Source organism: Candidatus Phytoplasma oryzae (genome assembly GCF_003263355.1).
Lineage (GTDB): Bacteria > Bacillota_I > Bacilli_A > Acholeplasmatales > Acholeplasmataceae > Phytoplasma > Phytoplasma oryzae_B.
The window spans coordinates 1-20,394 of sequence record NZ_JHUK01000001.1 but is presented as its reverse complement, the minus strand read 5'-3'; the positions used below and the strand labels follow the sequence as shown (position 1 = coordinate 20,394).

Annotated in this window: 17 protein-coding genes; 9 read left to right on the top strand and 8 right to left on the bottom strand. The window is 21.3% G+C overall.

The window, feature by feature from the left end:
* Window positions 1–20 precede the first annotated feature (20 nt).
* From DH96_RS00080 to DH96_RS00060, 6 genes are all read left to right on the top strand, one after another.
* A complete protein-coding gene (locus DH96_RS00080; RefSeq protein ID WP_066539741.1) occupies window positions 21–1,028 on the top strand; it encodes an alpha-ketoacid dehydrogenase subunit beta in 1,008 nt (335 codons plus the stop codon).
* 50 nt (window positions 1,029–1,078) lie between these two features.
* Window positions 1,079–1,354, top strand: coding sequence for a biotin/lipoyl-containing protein (locus DH96_RS02205; protein WP_235590190.1), 276 nt, complete (start codon window positions 1,079–1,081; stop codon window positions 1,352–1,354).
* Between the two features lie 21 nt (window positions 1,355–1,375).
* Window positions 1,376–2,092, top strand: coding sequence for a dihydrolipoamide acetyltransferase family protein (locus DH96_RS00075; RefSeq protein ID WP_066539739.1), 717 nt, complete (start codon window positions 1,376–1,378; stop codon window positions 2,090–2,092).
* 13 nt (window positions 2,093–2,105) lie between these two features.
* Window positions 2,106–3,503, top strand: coding sequence for a dihydrolipoyl dehydrogenase (lpdA, locus tag DH96_RS00070; protein ID WP_102135017.1), 1,398 nt, complete (start codon window positions 2,106–2,108; stop codon window positions 3,501–3,503).
* 82 nt (window positions 3,504–3,585) lie between these two features.
* Window positions 3,586–4,362: a TatD family hydrolase gene (locus DH96_RS00065; RefSeq protein ID WP_111961277.1), complete on the top strand. Its 777-nt coding sequence runs from the start codon at window positions 3,586–3,588 to the stop codon at window positions 4,360–4,362.
* Window positions 4,363–4,431: 69 nt separating this feature from the next.
* Window positions 4,432–5,742: a DUF2963 domain-containing protein gene (locus DH96_RS00060; RefSeq protein WP_111961276.1), complete on the top strand. Its 1,311-nt coding sequence runs from the start codon at window positions 4,432–4,434 to the stop codon at window positions 5,740–5,742.
* A 47-nt stretch (window positions 5,743–5,789) separates the two neighbouring features.
* Here DH96_RS00060 and DH96_RS00055 read toward each other — a convergent pair whose 3' ends face one another.
* From DH96_RS00055 to rpsT, 8 genes are all read right to left on the bottom strand, one after another.
* Window positions 5,790–6,239: a Spx/MgsR family RNA polymerase-binding regulatory protein gene (locus tag DH96_RS00055; protein ID WP_066539732.1), complete on the bottom strand. Its 450-nt coding sequence runs from the start codon at window positions 6,237–6,239 to the stop codon at window positions 5,790–5,792.
* A gap of 424 nt (window positions 6,240–6,663) precedes the next feature.
* A complete protein-coding gene (locus DH96_RS00050; protein ID WP_066539729.1) occupies window positions 6,664–7,005 on the bottom strand; it encodes a holo-ACP synthase in 342 nt (113 codons plus the stop codon).
* Window positions 7,006–7,032: 27 nt separating this feature from the next.
* Window positions 7,033–9,060, bottom strand: coding sequence for an NAD-dependent DNA ligase LigA (gene ligA, locus DH96_RS00045; protein ID WP_066539728.1), 2,028 nt, complete (start codon window positions 9,058–9,060; stop codon window positions 7,033–7,035).
* 35 nt (window positions 9,061–9,095) lie between these two features.
* A complete protein-coding gene (gene argS / locus DH96_RS00040) occupies window positions 9,096–10,790 on the bottom strand; it encodes an arginine--tRNA ligase (RefSeq protein ID WP_066539726.1) in 1,695 nt (564 codons plus the stop codon).
* A gap of 45 nt (window positions 10,791–10,835) precedes the next feature.
* On the bottom strand, window positions 10,836–11,741 hold the full coding sequence (locus tag DH96_RS00035) for an RluA family pseudouridine synthase (protein ID WP_066539724.1): 906 nt from the start codon (window positions 11,739–11,741) through the stop codon (window positions 10,836–10,838).
* 69 nt (window positions 11,742–11,810) lie between these two features.
* Window positions 11,811–13,865: an ATP-dependent zinc metalloprotease FtsH gene (gene ftsH / locus DH96_RS00030; protein ID WP_066539718.1), complete on the bottom strand. Its 2,055-nt coding sequence runs from the start codon at window positions 13,863–13,865 to the stop codon at window positions 11,811–11,813.
* A 179-nt stretch (window positions 13,866–14,044) separates the two neighbouring features.
* Window positions 14,045–15,319 (bottom strand): serine--tRNA ligase, encoded by a 1,275-nt coding sequence (serS, locus tag DH96_RS00025; RefSeq protein ID WP_066539715.1) that lies wholly within the window; start codon window positions 15,317–15,319, stop codon window positions 14,045–14,047.
* 62 nt (window positions 15,320–15,381) lie between these two features.
* Window positions 15,382–15,651 carry a 30S ribosomal protein S20 gene (gene rpsT / locus DH96_RS00020; protein WP_066539708.1) on the bottom strand — a complete coding sequence of 90 codons (270 nt, stop codon included), beginning with the start codon at window positions 15,649–15,651 and terminating at the stop codon, window positions 15,382–15,384.
* A gap of 773 nt (window positions 15,652–16,424) precedes the next feature.
* Here rpsT and DH96_RS00015 point away from each other — a divergent pair.
* From DH96_RS00015 to nrdF, 3 genes are all read left to right on the top strand, one after another.
* Window positions 16,425–17,087, top strand: coding sequence for a CDP-alcohol phosphatidyltransferase family protein (locus DH96_RS00015; protein ID WP_066539706.1), 663 nt, complete (start codon window positions 16,425–16,427; stop codon window positions 17,085–17,087).
* Between the two features lie 100 nt (window positions 17,088–17,187).
* On the top strand, window positions 17,188–18,177 hold the full coding sequence (recA, locus tag DH96_RS00010) for a recombinase RecA (protein ID WP_111961275.1): 990 nt from the start codon (window positions 17,188–17,190) through the stop codon (window positions 18,175–18,177).
* A 21-nt stretch (window positions 18,178–18,198) separates the two neighbouring features.
* Window positions 18,199–19,248, top strand: coding sequence for a class 1b ribonucleoside-diphosphate reductase subunit beta (gene nrdF / locus DH96_RS00005; protein ID WP_181451609.1), 1,050 nt, complete (start codon window positions 18,199–18,201; stop codon window positions 19,246–19,248).
* Window positions 19,249–20,394: the final 1,146 nt, after the last annotated feature.

Sequence of the window (20,394 nt, the reverse complement as noted above, 5' to 3'; positions counted from 1 at the left end):
AGAAAGAAAATTATTAAAATATGGCTTTATTAAATTTACTGGAATCTATTAAACATACTTTAGATCTTCAGTTATCAAAAAATAATAAAATAGTTTTATTTGGACAAGATATCGGTAAGTTAGGAGGTGTTTTTAGAGTAACTGCAGGGTTACAAAAAAAATACGGAGAAAAACGTGTTTTTGATACTCCTATTTGCGAATCTTCTATTGTTGGCAGTGCTATTGGAATGGCCATTAACGGTTTAAGACCTATTGCAGAAATTCAGTTTGATGGTTTTGTTTATGTAGGTTTACAAGATTTGATATCTCATGCTGCTAGAATGAGGAATCGTTCTAGAAATAATTTTTACTGCCCTATGGTATTAAAATTTCCTATCGGAGGTGGTGTTAAAGCTTTAGAGCATCATTCAGAATCATTAGAAGTTATTTTAGGTTCTATTCCAGGATTAAAGGTTATTGTTCCGTCTAATCCTTATGATGCTAAAGGTCTTTTAATTGCTGCTATTAATGATAATAATCCGGTTATTTATATGGAACCTAAAATGTTATATAGAGGAAAAAGAGAAGAAGTACCAGAAGAAGAGTATGAAGTACAAATCGGAAAAGCAAAAGTAGTGGAAGAAGGAAAAGATTTAACTTTAGTAGCTTGGAGTTCAGCTGTTCCTATGGCTAAATTAGCGATTCAGAAATTAAAAACAGATTATGATATTTCAGTAGAATTGATTGATTTAAGAACTATTAATCCAATTGATAGAGAAACTATTTTGAATTCTGTTAAAAAAACTGGACGATTTTTGGTAGTACATGAAGCTACAAGAACTTTTGGACCTGCTGCAGAATTAATCACTTTAGTTAATGAATATATGTTTGATTCTTTAAAAGAATCTTCAAAAAGAATTACTGGTTATGATATTATTATGCCTTTAGCTCGAGGTGAATATCATCAAATGATTAGTGTAGAAAAAATTTTTTATGGTATTATAAATAATTTTAAAACTATTAATTTTTTAAATAAAAAAAATATTTAAAAAAAATAATTATATTATTTTTTAATCAAAAAAAGAAGAAGGTTTTAAAAATGAGTGAAATAAAAAAAAATGATAAAAAAATTTTTGAATTAAAGTATACTGATTTAGGAGAAGGTATCAATGAATGTAATATTATAGAATGGTATGTTAAAGTTGGTGATAAAGTTGAACCTGAAACTCCTTTAGTTAATATTGAAAATGATAAACTAAGAGATGATATTACTTCTCCTGTTAAAGGTACTATTAAAAAGATATGTTTTGAAGAAGGACAAGTTGTGAAAATAAATGAGGTTTTAGTTTATATAGAGTTAGAAGAAGATAATTAAAAAAAAGATGGTGAAACAAGTATGATCAAGGAAGAAAAAAAAAGAATTGAAAAAATTTCTCGTTTAAGAGAAACAATTGCTAAAAAAATGATAATTTCTAAAAATTTAATTCCAGATGCTACTTTAATGATGGAAGTTGATGTTACTAATTTAGTTATTTTAAGGCAAAAATATAAAGAAATAGCTAAAAAAAAAGATATTAAATTGACTTATATGGCTTTCATTGCTAAGGTGGTTAGTGTTGCCTTAAAAGAATTTGATATATTAAATGCTACTTTTAATGATGAAAAGAATGAATTAATTTATCAAGATATTATCAATTTAGGTATTGCTATAGATACTCCTTATGGATTAATAGTTCCAAATATTAAAAATATTGAAAATTTAACTATTTTTCAATTAGCTAAAGAAATTCAAACAATAGCTCAAACAACATTAGAAAGAAAATTAAAAATGGAGCAAATCACAGATGGTACTTTCACTTTAAGTAATTATGGTTCAACTGGTGTTTTGTATGCTACTCCTATTATTAAACATCCAGAATTAGGTATTTTAGGGATTGGTAGTATTGTAAAAAAACCAGTATTCAAAAATAAAGAAATTGTAATATCTGATATTTTGCCTTTAGCTTTAACTTTTGATCATCGTATTATAGATGGCGCTTATGGTGGTAGATTTTTAAATAAAATTTCCATATTATTGAATGATATTTCAGAATTAGAAAAATGTATTGAATAAAAGGAATATATGAATAATGGAATATGATATTTTAATTGTCGGAGGTGGACCAGGAGGTTATGTTGCTGCAATTAAAGCAGCTCAGTTAGGTGCTAAAGTAGCTTTAATAGAAAAACATAAAATTGGCGGTATTTGTTTAAATTATGGTTGTATACCTACTAAAACTTATTTAAAAAGTGCTAAAGTTTATAGTTTAATAAAAAATGCTAGTAATTTTGGTTTATCTAATTCTTCAAGCGCAAATATATTTGATTGGAAATTAATATTGTCACGTAAAGATAAAGTTGTTAAACAATTAACTGCTGGAGTTCATTCGCTTTTAAAAAAAAATAAAGTTGATATTTATTATAGTTATGCAGAGGTTTTAACTCCGCATCAAGTTAAAGTAGAAAATAAAATTTTAAATTGTAAAAAAATGATTATTGCTACAGGTTCTAAAGCTATTATACCACCTATACCTGGTGCTTTAGAATCTTTTCAAAATAAATATTTATTAACCAGTAATGAAATAGTTCAACTAAGTGTTTTTCCGAAAAAAATAATTATTATTGGCGGAGGAGTAATTGGAGTAGAATTTGCTTCTATTTTTAATAAATTTGGTTCTGAAGTGATAATTATAGAGAAACAAGAATATATTTTGAATAATATGGATCGAGATATCATTAATAAATATAGTCAAATTTTAACTAAAGCTGGTATTAAAATTTATACTAAAAAACAAGTAGATCGAATCGAAAATAATCATGTTTATTATTCTTATACAGAAGAAAATCAATTAAAAAAAGAAGTTTTACAAGCGGATATTATTTTAATGGCTGTAGGAACAAAACCTAATTTAGAAGCTATTACAAAAATTAATTTAAAAATAGATAAAATAGGTATAGTTACTGACGAATTTTTAAGAACTTCAATTGAAGGAGTTTATGCTATTGGTGATGTGAATGGTAAATATATGTTAGCACATGTAGCTAGTCATGAAGGTATTATAGCTGTTTCACATGCGTTAAATTTAAATGATAATATAAAAGGTATTAATTATGATCACGTTCCTTCTTGTGTTTATGGTTTTCCAGAAATATCTTCTATAGGTAAAACTGAAGAAGAATTATTAAAATATCCAGATATTAGTTATAAAACTTTTAAATTTCCTGTTTATGCTGTAGGAAAAGCTTTGGCAGATGGTGAAATTGATGGTTTTGCTAAAGTTATAGTTAATAAAAAAAATTTAAAAATTTTAGGTATGCATATATTAGCTTATAATGCTACTGAATTAATTACTGAAGTAGGAGTTGCAATGGAATTAGGCGGAACAGCTTATGATATTATCCATACTATTCATCCTCATCCAACTTTATCAGAATTAATTTTAGAAACTTTTTTAGGTGTTATTGATAAACCTATTCATTTATAATATTTATTAATTTATATTTTTATATTTGTAAGTTTTTTATTTTGTATATTTGATTAAAAAAGAGAAAAATATAGTAAAAAATATGTTAATTGATACACATACACATCTTAATTTAAAGGATTTTAATGAAGATTTAGAAAATGTATTACAAAGATCTTTTCAAAATAATATTAAAAATTTTATTGTTCCTGGTTTGGATGAAGAAACCAATAAAAAAACGATAAATTTATCTATTGATAAACCTTATATTAAAGCAGCTGTAGGGATCCATCCTTGTTATTATTTAAATCAAAATCCTTTTGATATTGAAAAATATTTAAATTTACCTCAGGTAGTAGCTGTTGGTGAAATTGGTTTAGATTTATATCATGAAAAAAAATCTTTATTAATACAAAAGAGAAACTTAAAAATTCAAATTGAATTAGCAATTAAATACCAACTTCCTATTATTTTACATGCTAGAGAATCTTTTCAAGAAATTTATGAAATTTTGTTGTCTTATAGACAAAAAGGAAATAAAGTAAGAGGAGTTTTTCATTGTTTAGTCTCTAATCTGCAGGAAGCTAAAAAAGCTTTAGATTTAAATTTTTATATAGGTATTGGTGGCATTGTGACTTATGAAAAAGCATATGAAGCTCATAAAATAGCTAAGGAAATACCTTTAAATAAAATATTATTAGAAACAGATTCTCCTTTTCTAACTCCTTTTCCTTTAAACAAAAATCAAAGAAATGAACCTTCTTTTTTAAAAATTATAGCTGAAAAAATAGCTTTTTTAAAAAATATCAGTTTTCAAGAAGTATCATTTCAAACAACTTTAAATGCTAATGAATTATTTTTTAAAAAAAAAAAATTATAATAAATAATAATAAATAAAAAATTTTTTTATTTTTTAATAATAAAATAAAAAAAGAGAAGGTTAAAAAATATGTTTTTAAAATGGAATAAAAAAAATTATTCTATTTTTTTTTGTTTTATTTTGTTATTTTTTTCTTTTTTAGTAAATATTTTCTTTTTTTACCAATTATTTTTTAGTGTAGAACAAAATAGAGTAAACATTAATTATTCTGATAATAAAAAAAATGAATTTTCATCTAATTTATTAAATCAAGATTTAAACATTAATGATTCAAAATTATTTCCGATTTATGAAATTACAAGAGAAGACGGAATAATAGAACAATATAATTTATTTTTATCTAAACAATTAGTTAAAAGAATAGATAATCTAAAAGGTATAATTTTTGAATATAAAAAAAAACCAGATGATTTATTATTTAGAAAAATAGATAAAAATAATCATATTGTGACTCAATATAATGATAATGGTAATAAAATAAAAGAGATTTTTTATAATCAAGATGAAAGTGTCATAAATTATATTTATGAGTTTAATCCTGATAAGGATAATGATTTAATAAAATGTATCTATTATTTTTCTGAAGATTTACAAAAATACTTCATATTGGAAAAAAACCAAGATAATGAAAATGATGCTTTTTTTATTAAAACAACTTATTTTGATAATGGATTAATAGATTTTATTTTAGAATATAATGATTCTAATTTTATTAAAAAAACTTTTTATAACAGAAAAAAACCTCAAACTAAAAAATATATAATAGAAGAGATTTTTTCATCAGAAGATAATTTTTTTCATCCTATTAAAAAAACATTTTTTCAATTAGATGGTCAATCAATTAAAAAAATAGAAGAATTTAATCATATAAAACAAAATAAAATTACTACATTTTATTTGAAAGATGGTGTAACTAAAAAATATATAATAGAAGAGATTTTTTCATCAGAAGATAATTTTTTTCATCCTATTAAAAAAACATTTTTTCAATTAGATGGTCAATCAATTAAAAAAATAGAAGAATTTAATCATATAAAACAAAATAAAATTACTACATTTTATTTGAAAGATGGTGTAACTAAAAAATATATAATAGAAGAGATTTTTTCATCAGAAGATAATTTTTTTCATCCTATTAAAAAAACATTTTTTCAATTAGATGGTCAATCAATTAAAAAAATAAAGAAAATTAATAAAGAAAAAAAAGTAAAAACAACTATATTTTTTTTAAAAGATGGTGTAACTAAAAAAAAAGTAATACAAGAATTTTTTTCACCAGAAAATAATCATTTTTTGATTAAAAAAATATTTTTCGAAATTAATGGTAAAAATATTCGTAAAATTAAAATATCTAATCCAAGGCAAAATTATAAAAAATAAAAATTTATTAAAAAAAATTTATAATTAATCAAAATCAATTATAATTTTTATTGATTTTTTCTTAAATCAGAAAAGTATTTTTTTATTTTTTTAATATAACTATTATTTTTGATACTAATATTATTTCTTATAATGTATTGGCGAAGATTTTTAGGCATAAAAATTCTTATATCTTCTTGATTATATCCTATAACGATAGATTTACTATTACAAATTATTGGTTTTTTGCAAATTCCAGGATTTTTTACTATAAATTTTTTTACTTGTTGTGTTTTTAAAGAAAATAAATCAATTTGTTGTTCTTTGAAAATTTTAGAACGAGTTGAAATTATTTTTGTAAAATCTATTTCTTCATAACTTAAAATTAAATCAATATCTGATTCTGTTAATGTAAAATTATTTAAATTTTTTTCTTTATAGTGTATATTATGCAATTCTAACCATTTTTTAGCTTTTTGACATGAAGAACAACGATTTGTAGTATAAATAAAAACCATTATAAATCACTTCTCCTTAAATAATGCTTTATATATAAAAATACTTATTATATAAAATATACAATATAGTATTTAAAATCAATATAGTATTTAAAATAGATTTTTATTTTAATTTTTTTTTTTTTATTAAATATTATTTTTTAAAAAAAATATATATAAAAATCTATTTCATTAAAACTTATAAAAAATTAACTATACAAAAACAAATCGAAATCATTTTATCAAATTTTTTTAGATAAATCAAAAAAATGTTACGAATGTTTTTTAAAAAATATTCTAATTTAATAAAAAGATAATTTTATTTTTTTTATTTTAAATCATATGATTAAACAAATTTTATATAAAAAAAAAGAGTTTTATGTAATAAAACTCTTTATTAAAATATAAAAAAATTTTTTTCATATAAAAAAATGTATAAAATAAATTAAATTAAGATTACAAAAGCTAAAGCATAATTTTCACTATGTGTAATAGAAATCATTATTTTAGGTTTTGATATATTTTCAATATATGGAAATCCATTTTCTTTATTATTTAAAATAGACCAATCTTTATAATTATTTTTTAAATTTCCTTTTTGATAAGCTTTAAAAATAGCTTTTTTTCCTGCCCATCTTCCTGCAATAAAACTTAATTTTCTTTTTAAATGATTAATTTCATTATAAATCTTGTATTCTTTTATAGAAAAAATTCTATTAGCAACTTTTTCGATTCCTATATTTTGAATTTTTTTTATTTCTATTAAATCTATACCAATATTTTTCATAAGATTATATGTTTACCTTATTTTGAATTATAAATTATTTTTATAAAATAATATTTTTATCAAATCTTGTTCATTTATTATTTTTATTTTTAAATTATTTGCTTTTTTTATTTTATTTTCACTACTTTTTTTTCCACAAATTAAAAAATTAGTTTTTTTAGAAACATTATTTGTAATAATGGCTTCATATTCTTCTAATATTTTTTTAATTTTTTCTCTTTTAAAATTATTCAAAATACCTGTTAAAACTATTTTTTTATTTTTGAATAAAATATTTTTTTCTTTTTTTTTATTTTGTATTAACTTATTTTCTTCGTTTAATGAAAAATTAATGCCTTTTTGTTTTAATAAATTTAATTCTTTTATATTTTTTTCATTTTGAAAAAAATTAAAAATACTTTTAGATATTTTATCTCCAATTTCATTTATTTTTAAAATACTTTTATAACTAGCTTTAGTTAAATTAGTTATATTTTTAAATTTTTTAATTAATATTTTAGCTATTTTAATTCCTACGTGTCTTATTCCTAAAGAAAATAAAACATTTTCTAAAGGTCTTTGTTTACTTTCTTCTATTGCATTTAAAATATTATTCACTTTTTTTTTTCCGAAAAAAGGTAATTTTTCTAGTTCATTTTTTTTGTTTTGTAAATTATAAATATCAGATTTTTTTTTTATCATTTTTTGTTTAAAAAGAATTGCTAATGTTTTATTTCCTAATATATTGATATTCATAGCTTCTTTAGAAACAAAATGAGTTAATTCTTTTATTTGTTTTTCTTCACAATTTTCATTTAAACAGAATAATTCTATTTCTTCAATTTCTTTTTTTTGTAATTTTGAATTACAAAAAGGACAATAAGAAATCATTTTAAATGGAACTTGATTTGTTCTTTTTTCTTTAATTATTTTAATAATTTCAGGAATAATAGAACCAGATTTATGTATTAGTACAAAATCATTGATTCTTATATCTTTTTTTTTTATATAATTATAATTATGTAAAGATACTTTTGATATTACACTACCATCCACAATAGTAGGAATTAAGAAAGCTATAGGAGTAATAACTCCTGTTCTACCGATTTGAAAATTAATTTTCGTTATTATGGTTTCGCTTTCTGCAGTTTTAAATTTATAAGCAATAGCCCATTTTGGAAATTTACTGGTATAACCAATGTTATCATATAAATTTAATTCATTAACTTTTACAACTATTCCATCGTTATTGTAAGGTAAATTTTTTTTTATCTTTTCATAATAATTTATTTTTTCTAATAATTCTTCAAAAGAATTAACTAATTTATAATATTTATTAACAGAAAAACCTATTTTTTCTAAAAAAATCAAAATATTTTTTTGTTTTTTAATAAAAGATGGAGGATTTATGATAGAGTAAATAAAAGAAGATAAGTTTCTTTTTGATGCTATATTAGGATTTAATTGTCTTAAAGTTCCTGATGCAGCATTTCTAGGATTTGAAAATAAAAAATTTTTTTTTTCTTTTTGTTCTTGATTAAGTTTTTCAAAATCATTAAAATGAAAAAAAATTTCTCCTCTGACTTCTAAATCTATTTCTTCTTTTATTTTTAAAGGAATATCTTTAATATTTTTGACATTATTTGTTATTAATTCTCCATAATAACCATTACCTCTAGTAATGGCTTGATATAATATTCCTTTTTTATATTTTAAACTAATAGCTATTCCATCTATTTTTAATTCTGTAATAAAAGTAACATTATTATGTTTTTTAATAATGCGATCATAAAATTTTTTTAGTTCTTGGAAATCAAAAACATTTCCTAAAGATAACATAGGAATATCATGTTTTACTTTTTTAAATTTATGACTTAAAAAACCTCCTACTTTAGAAGTAGGGCTATTAGATAATTTATATTCAGGGTATTTTTGTTCAAGTATAATTAATTCTTTTAATAAATTATCATATTGTTCATCTGTTATTTTAGATTGATTTAATTGAAAATAATCAAAATTAGCTTTTTGTATAATTTTAGTAATTTTTTTAATTTTTTTTTTAATTTCTATTGTCATATATTATAAATATTATTTTATTTTAAATGATTATTTTACATTTCATCTAAAATAGGAATTCCTAATAATTCTAAACCTTCTTTTAATATTTGAATTATAGCTTTTATAAATAGAAAATTTGTATTATTTAATATTTTTGTTTCTACTAGAATTTTTTCTTTTGCATAAAATTGATTAGCATTTTTAGATAATTGTAAAAGATATCTAGCTAATATACTGGGCATGTTATTTGTTTTTGTTTTTTCTAATATTGCATTAAATTGATCCATTAACTTAATTAAATCGAAATAAATATTTTTTTCATAATATTGAAGCATTTTAGTCCAATTATATTTATTATTTATTGATTGGGTTATCTTTTTAATAATAGAACTAAATCTTACAATTGTATATTGAATGTAAGGGCCTGTATTACCTTCAAATTGTAACATTTTATTTAAATTAAAATCAATATCTAAATGTCTATCATTTTTTAAATCATTGAAAATAATAGCTCCTATAGCTATTTTTTCAGCTATTTTATTATTATTTTTTAATTTAGGATTTTTATTTTTAATTATTTCTTTAGATTTTTCTATAATTTTTGTAATAATTGTTTTAAGATTATAGTTATTATTTTCTCTTGTAGAAATTTTTTTATTATCAGCCAAAATTAAACCAAAATTAATATTTTCCAAATCTAAATTATAGCCTATTTTATTGAGAATTTGAAATAATTGTTTAAAATGTAATTTTTGTTCGTTACCTACGATATATAACATTTTTGTGAATTGAAATTTTTTATATCTATATAAAGCACAAGTTATTTCTCTTGTTAAATAAAGATAACTACCATTTTTTTTTTGGATTAAAGCAGGAGGCATATTTTCTAATGGCATAATATAAGCATTTTGATCTAAAATAATAAGATTTTGTTTTTTTAATTTATTAACTAATTTTACTGTTTTTTTATGAAAAAAAGATTCCCCTATATAATAATCAAAAGTAACATTAAGTAATTTATAAATTTGTTTAAACTCTTTTAAAGATATTTTTTTAAACCATTTCCACAATTTTATTTCATTTTTATTTTGGTTTTCTAATTTTTTAAAAATTTTCCTTGCTTCTTCTTTTAATTGTGTATTTTCTTTTTGATGAAACAAAATATAAAGATTTTGTAGTTCATTAATAGGGTTTTTTTTAATCATTTCTTTATTTCCCCATTTTCTATAAGCTAAAATCATTTTTGCAAATTGCATTCCCCAGTCGCCTAAATGATTAATACTTATAGTTTTAAAGCCTAATTTTTCATAAATTTTTTTTAGTGAATTTCCAATAATAGTGGAACGTAAATGTCCTATAGAAAAATTTTTAGCAATATTAGGAGAAGAATAATCTAAAATTATTTTTTTTTTATTTTTTTCTTCATTATTTTTTTTTTTTTGTTTTTTAGTTAAAATATTTAATAAAATTTTTTTAGAAGCTAATGATTTGTTAATTTGGATATTTAAAAAACCTTTTTCAAAAAAAATTTTTTTTATTTCTTTTATGGTAGATAATTCTTTTTCAAATTCATTAAAAATTTGCTTAATATCTTTTTTTATTTTGGTTTGATAATGAAATAATGGTAAATAATAATCGAAATTCATATAATTATTATTTTTATTATTTATTTTGATTTCAAATTTTACATTTTTATATTTTTTATTTAAAATTTTTTCTATTTTTTTTTGAATATTTTGTAAATACATATTTTTATTTTTCTTTTTGACATTTTTTATTTTATTATTTCATAATTAAATAGAATTTTCTAAATCTTCTAAAGTTTTTTTGAATAAATCTGGTAGATCTATTTCAAATTTTAAATATTTTTCTGTTACGGGATGAACAAAACTTATTTTTTTAGCATGTAAAAGTTGTTTTTTTATTGTTTTTTCTTTTTTACCATATACAAGATCACCTACTATAGGTTTTTTTAAATAAGATAAATGAACTCTAATTTGATGAGTTCTACCAGTTTCTAATTCTAGTTCTAATAATGAAAATTTTTTAAATTTTTTTAAAGTTTTAAAATGAGTAATAGAAGGTTTACCTTCAGAAGCTACAGACATTTTTAAACGATTTTTTTTATCTCTTTTTATAGGTAAATCAATAATACCTTCTTTTGCTAAAAAACCATGAATTAAAGCCCAATATATTCTTTTAATTTTTTTTTGTTGCATAAATTTTTTCATTTTTGATATAATTTTTTCTTCTTTACCGATTAAAATTAATCCTGTAGTATCTTTATCTAAACGATGAATTATACCTGGTCTATGACTTTTAATTTTTTTTGTTTTTTTTATCTGAAATAATAATCCATTAATTAAGGTAATACCAGAATAGCTAGAGGAGGGATGTACTATTAAGTTACACGGTTTATTGATTAGTGCCAAAAAATTATCTTCATAAATAATTTGTAAATTTAAATTAATTGGTTTTATATTTTTAATACTATTGGATTCTTTTTTGATATTGATATTTAAAAATATTAAATCATTTGTTTTTAAGATATAATTTTTTTTTTTAGTTGAATTATTAACTTTAATTTCTCCAGAATTTATTAAATGATTACACTTATTTCTACTTAAATCTAATTTTTTTGATAAAAATGTATCTAAACGTGTTTTTATTTCTTTTTCTGTAAATAAAATTTTTTTCATTTTAATAAATGATGGAATCCTAATCTATAAATTTTATATTAGTTAAAAAAATTTTTATTTTATAAAATTTTAATTTTTTTCTTTATTTTCTTTATTTTTTTTTTGTGAAATGATTTTGTTTTTAGATGATTCTTTTTTTGCTTCATTTTTATCAAAAGAAATATCTTTTTTTTCATTTATTATGATAGTTTTTTTTTGTTCTTTTTCTTTATTTTTTTGATTTTCTTTTATTTCTTCTTCGAACCAACTAACTTTGCCTGTTTTTTCTATCTCTTCTATATCTTTTTTTGATAAAGTTTCTATTTCTATTAAATAATAAGCAATTCTAGAAAGTAGTTTTTTATTTTCAGAAATAATTTTTTTAGCTAAACTATAACAATTTGAAATAATATCTTGAATAGCTTGATCTATTTCTAAAGCTTTAGGATCAGAAAAACTTCTGTGAAATTGTTGATCTTCTTCTGAAAATTGTGTTAAACCAATAGAACTCATACCTAATTTAGTAACCATCATTCTAGCAATTTGAGTAGCTTGTTTAAAATCAGCATAAGCGCCATTAGAAACATCATCTAAAAATAATTCTTCTGCTGCTCTTCCTCCTAAACAAACTGTAATTTCAGCTAAAAGTTGTTTTTTAGATAAGAAGAAAGTTTCTTCTTCTCTAAGCATTAAATTATAACCACCAGCGTTGCCTCTTGGTATAATTGTTATTTTTTGTGCTTTTTTAGCTTCTGATAATTTTAATCCAATAATAGCATGTCCTGATTCATGATAAGCTACTAATTTTTTTTCTTTTTGTGAATATTTTTTACTTTTTTTAGCAGGACCAATTAAAATACGATCTACTGCTTCGCTAATTATTTTTTTATCTATAATTTTTAGACCTTTACGGGCTGTTAATAAAGCTGCTTCGTTTAAAATTCCTTCTAACTGTGCTCCGCTAAAACCAGGAGTTTGTTTAGCTAATTCTTCTAAACTAACTTCAGGATCAATTTTTTTATTTAATGCATGTAACTTTAAGATAGCTTCACGATCTTTGACAGTAGGTAAATTAATTATAAAATGTCGATCAAATCTTCCAGGTCTTAATATAGCAGCATCTAAAAAGTCTGGTCGGTTAGTGGCAGCAATAACAATAACTCCTGTATTTTGGTTATAACCATCTAATTCAATCAAAAGTTGATTTAAAGTCTGTTCTTGCTCACTATTACCATGAGACATTCTTCTTTTTCTAGCAAGTGTATCTATTTCATCTACAAAAATAATACAAGGGGCATTTTTTTTAGCTGTTTCAAATAATTTTCTAATACGTGAAGCTCCTAAACCTACAAACATTTCTACAAATTCAGAACCAGAAGTGGCGAAAAAAGGAACTCCAGCTTCGCCAGATAATGCTTTAGCTAACAATGTTTTTCCTGTTCCAGGAGGTCCGGATAATAAAATCCCTTTAGGAATTCTTGCTCCTATATCGGAATATTTTTTAGGTTCTTTTAAAAAATCTACTAACTCTTGCATTTCTTCTTTTTCTTCTTCAGCGCCTGCTACATCTTTAAAAGTAATTTGATTATTTTTTTTAGCATTTGGTATATCTGGTTGTGTTTTATTTTTATCGTTGAATTGATCAATAATTTTACCTGTTGCTGATTTAATCATATCTAAAGTATGATAACCTAAAAATAGTAAGAAACATAATTTTAGTGAAAAAAATAATGGAGAAAATCCGAAATCAGGTTCTGGTTTTGTAGGTGCTGGTAAAATTTCTGAAATATTATAATTATGTTTTTCATAAACTGCATTACTTATTTTTTTAAATGTTTGGTCATCAACTAAATTATAAATTTTTGTTTTGTCTGTGTTTTTATATGTTACTTTTAATTTATAAAATGTAGGAAATACACTTATTAAAGTTGTTTGGATATTTTTAATATTAGTATTAGTTCCTTCTTCTTGTGATAAATCTTTTAATATTTCGAGAGCATTATCTTCAGTTTCATTAAACTTTTTATCCCATATTTGATATAAAGATATAAATAGACCGGTACCAATGATAAGTAACAATAAATGTATAAAGTTTATTTTTGGAAATTGATTAGGTAATTTTGGAAATTGAGGTAATTTTTTCATATATTTTTCCTTCAAAAAAATTTATGAATCATATTACAAAAAGATATTCATAAATATTGATATTTTTTTAATAAATTTAAATTTTTTTTACTTAAATATTTTTTTAAACATAATTATAATAAGTATTTATTATAAATATTTTAATTAATTTTATCATTTAATTAATTTAATTTAAATTTTTATGTTTTTGCTGTAATTTTTTTAGTTCCCATATATGATATTAAAGCATCAGGAATTGTTATACTATTATCTTCATTTTGATAATTTTCTAAAATAGCTATTATAGTTCTTCCTATAGCTAAAGCTGAAGCGTTTAAAGTATGTATATATTCATTTATATTTTGATTTTTAAACTTAATATTAGCTCTTATAGCTTGAAAATTTTCCGCATTACTAATAGAGGCTATTTCTCTATATTTTTTTTGACCTGGCATCCATACTTCTATATCATATGTTTTGGCCATGCTAAAACCTAAATCTCCTGTTGAAAGCAGAATTACTCTGTAAGGTATTTTTAGTTTTTTTAAAATATCTTCTGAATCTTTTAACATTTGTTCTAATATTTTATAAGAATCTTTTGGTTCTGAAAATTGTATTAGTTCAACTTTATTAAATTGTTTTTGTCTAAAAATACCTTTTGTATCTTTACCTGCTGCTCCCGCTTCTTGTCTAAAACAAGTTGTATAACCTACATATTTGATAGGTAACTTTTTAATATCTAATATTTCATCTCTATGTAAATTAACTATAGGTACTTCAGCTGTAGGATTTAAATACCATTTTTTTGTTTCCATTTTTAATTGAAAAACTTCTTTTCTGAATTTAGGTAATTGTCCGCTAGCTATCATGGATTGTTCATTTACAATAAAAGGAGTCATTATTTCTTTATAACCTTTTTCAATATGGTTATCTATCATAAAATTAATTAAAGCTCTTTCAAGCTTAGCTCCCATTTGTTTCAAAACTACAAATCTACTTCCTGTTATTTTTGCAGCTTTTTCAAAATCAAATATTTTTAATTTTTTATTTAATTCTATATGGTTTTTTATTTTAAATTTTTTGGGATAAGGTTCTAAAAATTTATAAATTTCGACATTATTTTGACTATTTTTACCTACAGGAACTGAATCATGTGGTATATTCGGTATACTATATAATATTTTATTTATTTTTTTTTGTATTTTTTCTAATGATTGTTCTAATTCTTTTAATTTTGATTTAGATATTTTATTCTTTTCTAGTATTTCAATTTTTTTTTTTTTTTGTTTTAATTTTTCTATTTTATTTGAAAAAATATTGTTTTGATATCTTATTTTTTCTATTTGAAAGATAATTGTTTTTCGAATTTGATTTAAATTAATTAATTCTTTTAAGTAAGAAAAATCATTTTGTCTTTTTTGTAGTTTTTTTATTATAAAATCTATGTTGTTAACTATGAATTTTAATTCTAACATTTTGTAAAAATAATCCTTTTTAGCAATATATACTTTAATTGAAATTTTTGATGAAAGAATAATTATTTTTCTTTTTTACTGTTTAATATTTTAGATAAAACTGATTTTTTTCTAGATACAAAATTAGAATGAAAAATACCTTTGCTTAAACCTTTGTCTAATTTTTTATTTGATAAGTTAAAAAAAATATTAGCTTTTTCTATTTCTGAATTTTCAAGAAAACTTTTAAATTTTTTTATAGTTGTTTTGGTAGAAGATTTAAATGAAGCATTCATTAATCTACGTTTTTCATCAGTTTTAATTCTTTTTTTTTGTTGTTTTTTGTTTGCCATTTTATATTTTATTCTTTCCTTGATTTCGATTTTTTTAATATTATTTAAAGTATCTCAACTTTTTTATTAAAAAGATAGTTTTTTATTTTATTATATATTTTATTCTTAATTATATTTAAGAAAATATTAAGATTACTATAACTTAAATTTTTTCCATCTTCTTTTTAATATGTTTTAATCTATACTCTATTTAATATTATAACTAATATTATTGAATAGAGTATCAATTTAAATTATAAATTAAAAAAATTTAATATTTATATTAAAAAAATATATTAAAAACATAATTAAATAATAAAAATTATATTATTAGCTTATTTTATATTTATGATTAATCTTATGAATTTATAAAATTATATTTTATTTATTAAAATTCAAAAAATGTATTTTTTATAGATTTGAATAATATTTTTTAATATGTTGATTTGATAAAATTATATTTATTTTTAATTCATTTTATATATTTTAATTATATATTATATATATATTATATTAATTATATATGATGTATAATGTTTTTATGTGATGAAAATATTAAAATATTATTAGTTATTTTTTAGGTTATTATAGTAGTAGTTAGATTTTTTAGTATGAAAATAGATAAATATATTAATTTTAAAAAAATATAGTTAAATTATGATTTTATTTTAAGATAAATATGAAATTTTGAAAAAAATCAATAATGCTTATTAATTTCAAAATGTAGATTATTTTATTAAAATTGAGTAAAATATATACATTGGAAGTCTTTATAATAAAAGGAAATTAAAATAATGAAAAAATCAGTAAAAATAGTGAAAATGTCAGCTAATTTATTAACTATTTTGAGAATTATTTTAGTTTTTTCTATGTTACCTTTTTTGTATTATAATTTTTCTTTAGATTATCATTTTATTCAATTTAATAAAATTTTATTTGGAATAATTTTTATTTTAGCATCTTTTACAGATTATTTAGACGGATTTATTGCTAGAAAATTTAAACAAAAAACTGTTTTTGGAAAATTTTTTGATCCTATAGCTGATAAGATATTAGTTTTTATTTCTTTTATATATATTTATATTTTGTGTCAAAAGAATATGTTGTTTATTAATTTTCCGCAAATTAATCAAAAATTAGAATATTTTATTTTAAGTGTTTTAATTACTAATAATTTAAGGGATTTTTTGATAATGGGTGTTCGTTTTGTTGCTTTTGAACAAAAAATGTTAATTGAATCTTCTATTTTTGGAAAAATAAAAACTTTTTTTATTTTTATTTCTTTTATATTAGTTTTATTTGTTGAATTATGGATAAAAATTTTAAATATAGAAGATATTATTTTTTTTATTAATTTTATCAAATTAGTCTTAATTATAAATATTATTTTTACTATTTTATCCGGTTTAGATTATATTATTAAGAATTATAAAATTATTTTTTCTAAATTAGTTTAATTTTTTTAAAAAATTTGAAAATAATTTTTTTATTTTATTTATTGATTTTTCGAACAGTGAAAATAATTAATTATGTTTTATAAAAAGGTTGAATAGTTTTATGAATAAAGAAGAAAAAAATATTTTAGAAAATACTATTAAAGATATTGAACAACGTTTCGGAAAAGGTAGCATTATGAAGTTAAATTCTGAAAAAATTGATAAAATGAAAGTTATTTCAACAGGTTCTTTAAATTTAGACATAGCATTAGGTATAGGTGGTTTTCCTCAAGGAAGGATTATTGAACTTTTTGGTCCTGAAAGTTCTGGAAAAACTACTTTAACTTTACATGCTATTGCAGAAGCTCAAAAAAATGGAGGAAATGTGGCTTTTATAGATGTAGAAAATGCTTTAGATTTAAACTATGCTCATAAAATTGGAGTGGATATAGATAATTTTATTATTTCACAACCTGATTCAGGTGATAAAGCTTTATCTATAGTTGAAAGCTTAATTAAGAGTAATGTGATTAGTTTAATAGTTGTAGATTCTGTGGCTGCTTTAGCGCCTGAAGCTGAATTAAAAGGTGAGATAGGAGATTCTTTTATGGGTTTGCATGCAAGAATGATGGCTCAAGCGATGAGAAGACAATCAGCGATTATTTCTAAAACTAATACTATTGTTATTTATGTTAATCAGTTAAGAGAAAAAGTAGGAGTTATATATGGTAGTCCTGAAATTACTCCTGGCGGAAAAGCTTTAAAATATTTCGCTTCTTTAAGATTAGATATTAGAAGAGCAGAATTTATTCGTGAAGATAATAATGTTGTAGGTATTAGATCTAATGTTAAAGTTGTTAAATCAAAAGTTTCTTGTCCTTTTAAAGTAGCAAGTTTAGATATTTTGTATGGTTTAGGCATTTCTAAAATTAATGAAATATTAGATTTGTCTGTTTTTTTAAATTTTATTCAGAAAAATGGTTCTTGGTATAGTTATCAAGAAAAAAAAATTGCTCAAGGAAAAGAAAAAACTCGAGAATTTTTGAGTAAAAATAAAGATATTATTAATAAATTAGAAAAAGATATAAAAAAACATTTTAATTTAAAATAATAAGGAGGTTAATTGTTAAAAATGAGCTTTATCAAAAAAAAAATAAAAAAAAGTTTAAAAATATACGAAGGTGCTAATTGGAACAAATCAGAAGATCAATATACACAATTTTTTTATGAGCAAAATTTAAGTCAATTTTGGCGTCCAGAAGATATTAGTTTACAAAGTGATTTAGTTTCTTGGGAAAAATTATCTTTTGAAGAAAAACAATCTTATTCAAAAAATCTTTTGGTGTTAACTTTTTTAGACACATATCAAGGTGATATTGGAATGCCCATTATTCTTCGTTCTTTTCCATCTTTTGAACATCAAAGAAAAGCAACCTTAAATTTTATGGGAGCTATGGAAAATGCAGTTCATGCTAAAAGTTATTCCAATATATTTATGACTTTTTTAAATAAAAAAGAAATTGAAAAATTATTTTTTTGGGGTAAAAAACAAAAAAATCTGCAAAATATAATGAATATTATTGTTGAAATTTATGAAAATTTAGAAAATCAAATTTTTATTAAAAAGTTTAATTTAGATAAATATAATGATAATATTTTTAATGAAAGTAAATGGCAGGGGATGGTAGCTTCAGTTTTTTTAGAAACTTGGTTATTTTATAGTGGTTTTTATTATCCATTATATTTTTATGGTCAAGGTATTTTAATGCAAGCAGGAGAAATGATTAATTTGATTATTCGCGATGAAAGTATTCATGGTGTTTATGTTGGAAGATTATCTAGAGAATTGTATAATAATTTTTCTTTAGAACAAAAAAACAAATTAGAAAAATGGCTTAATAATTTATTAGATAAACTTTATCAAGAACAAGTTTCATTAATTAATGAATTATATAAAGAAGTTGGTTTAATTGATGATGTTAATATTTTTGTTCGTTATAATATTAACAAGGCTTTATTAAATTTAGGTTTTGATCAAAAATTTGATTATGAAGAAGTAAATCCTGTAGTTTTGAATGGATTGAATACAGAAACTAAAACTATGGATAATTTTTCTTTAAAAGGTAATGGATATCAAAAAATGAGATCAGAAAGTTTGAAGGATGAAGATTTTATATTTTAAATATTTTTTAATTTTTTTAAATTCAAAAAAATATATTTTTTTTAAAAGAAAAAGTAAACTTTTTAAAAGGTTTCTTTTTTTTTTAAAAAAAATGGCAGGGATATCAGGATTCGAACCCGAACGAACGGTTTTGGAGATTAGATAGAATTATGACGTTTAACCGTACAAGACGGATTTATTATCATAAGCCCCTCACACCACCGGACAAGCAAGTTTCCAAGCATCCGGCGGTTGCATAAACTAAAATTAATGAAACATAAAAAATGATTTAATGAACTGTCATAGAAAGTTTTTTTATTATACTTTCTAGTAAAAATGACTATTAAACTAAAAAAACATTCTTTTTACTTTCATAATTTTCCCCCATCATTGAAAAGATCAGATATTCATATTTACTAAACAAGAAAAAAATATCTTTTCACCTTTTCTATGTGGGAAAAACGTTTACACTTCCTCTTTCGCCTTGTAAAGGGCTTTCCCCTTTGCCTTGGAAGGTCAGTCCACTAACGTATTTCAATGTTAGCTTTTAATTTCCTTCGACTACTCTGATTCTGCTTTTTCCTTGCCTCTAGTTAAGAAGTTTAGGAAGATGAAAGTTACTTTAAATATCTCCCTTGATGATTTTTAGGCGGGATGACCAAAATAAACAACTTATATAAAATTTTATATAAAATATTTTTATTATATAAGATGGTTTTAGATATCATTTTTTTTGGTAGGTTCTAGGTTTTTGTTTAATTAAATGATAATTTTATAGAATAACGGTCTAAACTATAAACGACCTAGAATAACAGTAAAAATGTAGTTAACTGTTAGTTTTTTCTAAATCCTTTTTTCCCTTAGCCTCATTATAGAGGTTATCCATTTATCATCTTCAATTCGCAAAAGCTCTTTAACTAAACTACTTAGTCTGTCTTTCACTTTGATAATCTGCTTTAATTATTTCTTCTTTCGTGGAAATAACCGATTATCGATTGCCACGTATTATCACAACGTGTGTAATTGGTAAGATTACTCGATATTTAAGTCTCTTTTCCGCCCACCGTTATGCTAACCATTACATAATATCCCTGTTAAATTAAAATAAATAATTCATTTTATTAATAAGGTACGGGTGACAGGATTTGAATCGAGATAGAATTATGA

Excerpts from the sequence above, each read along its gene's own strand:
- DH96_RS00080 (WP_066539741.1), top strand. The coding sequence starts at position 21 with ATGGCTTTATTAAATTTACTGGAATCTATTAAACATACTTTAGATCTT.
- DH96_RS02205 (WP_235590190.1), top strand. The coding sequence starts at position 1,079 with ATGAGTGAAATAAAAAAAAATGATAAAAAAATTTTTGAATTAAAGTAT.
- DH96_RS00075 (WP_066539739.1), top strand. The coding sequence starts at position 1,376 with ATGATCAAGGAAGAAAAAAAAAGAATTGAAAAAATTTCTCGTTTAAGA.
- DH96_RS00065 (WP_111961277.1), top strand. The coding sequence starts at position 3,586 with ATGTTAATTGATACACATACACATCTTAATTTAAAGGATTTTAATGAA.
- DH96_RS00060 (WP_111961276.1), top strand. The coding sequence starts at position 4,432 with ATGTTTTTAAAATGGAATAAAAAAAATTATTCTATTTTTTTTTGTTTT.
- DH96_RS00055 (WP_066539732.1), bottom strand. The coding sequence starts at position 6,239 with ATGGTTTTTATTTATACTACAAATCGTTGTTCTTCATGTCAAAAAGCT.
- DH96_RS00050 (WP_066539729.1), bottom strand. The coding sequence starts at position 7,005 with ATGAAAAATATTGGTATAGATTTAATAGAAATAAAAAAAATTCAAAAT.
- ligA (WP_066539728.1), bottom strand. The coding sequence starts at position 9,060 with ATGACAATAGAAATTAAAAAAAAAATTAAAAAAATTACTAAAATTATA.
- argS (WP_066539726.1), bottom strand. The coding sequence starts at position 10,790 with ATGTATTTACAAAATATTCAAAAAAAAATAGAAAAAATTTTAAATAAA.
- DH96_RS00035 (WP_066539724.1), bottom strand. The coding sequence starts at position 11,741 with ATGAAAAAAATTTTATTTACAGAAAAAGAAATAAAAACACGTTTAGAT.
- ftsH (WP_066539718.1), bottom strand. The coding sequence starts at position 13,865 with ATGAAAAAATTACCTCAATTTCCAAAATTACCTAATCAATTTCCAAAA.
- serS (WP_066539715.1), bottom strand. The coding sequence starts at position 15,319 with ATGTTAGAATTAAAATTCATAGTTAACAACATAGATTTTATAATAAAA.
- rpsT (WP_066539708.1), bottom strand. The coding sequence starts at position 15,651 with ATGGCAAACAAAAAACAACAAAAAAAAAGAATTAAAACTGATGAAAAA.
- DH96_RS00015 (WP_066539706.1), top strand. The coding sequence starts at position 16,425 with ATGAAAAAATCAGTAAAAATAGTGAAAATGTCAGCTAATTTATTAACT.
- recA (WP_111961275.1), top strand. The coding sequence starts at position 17,188 with ATGAATAAAGAAGAAAAAAATATTTTAGAAAATACTATTAAAGATATT.
- nrdF (WP_181451609.1), top strand. The coding sequence starts at position 18,199 with ATGAGCTTTATCAAAAAAAAAATAAAAAAAAGTTTAAAAATATACGAA.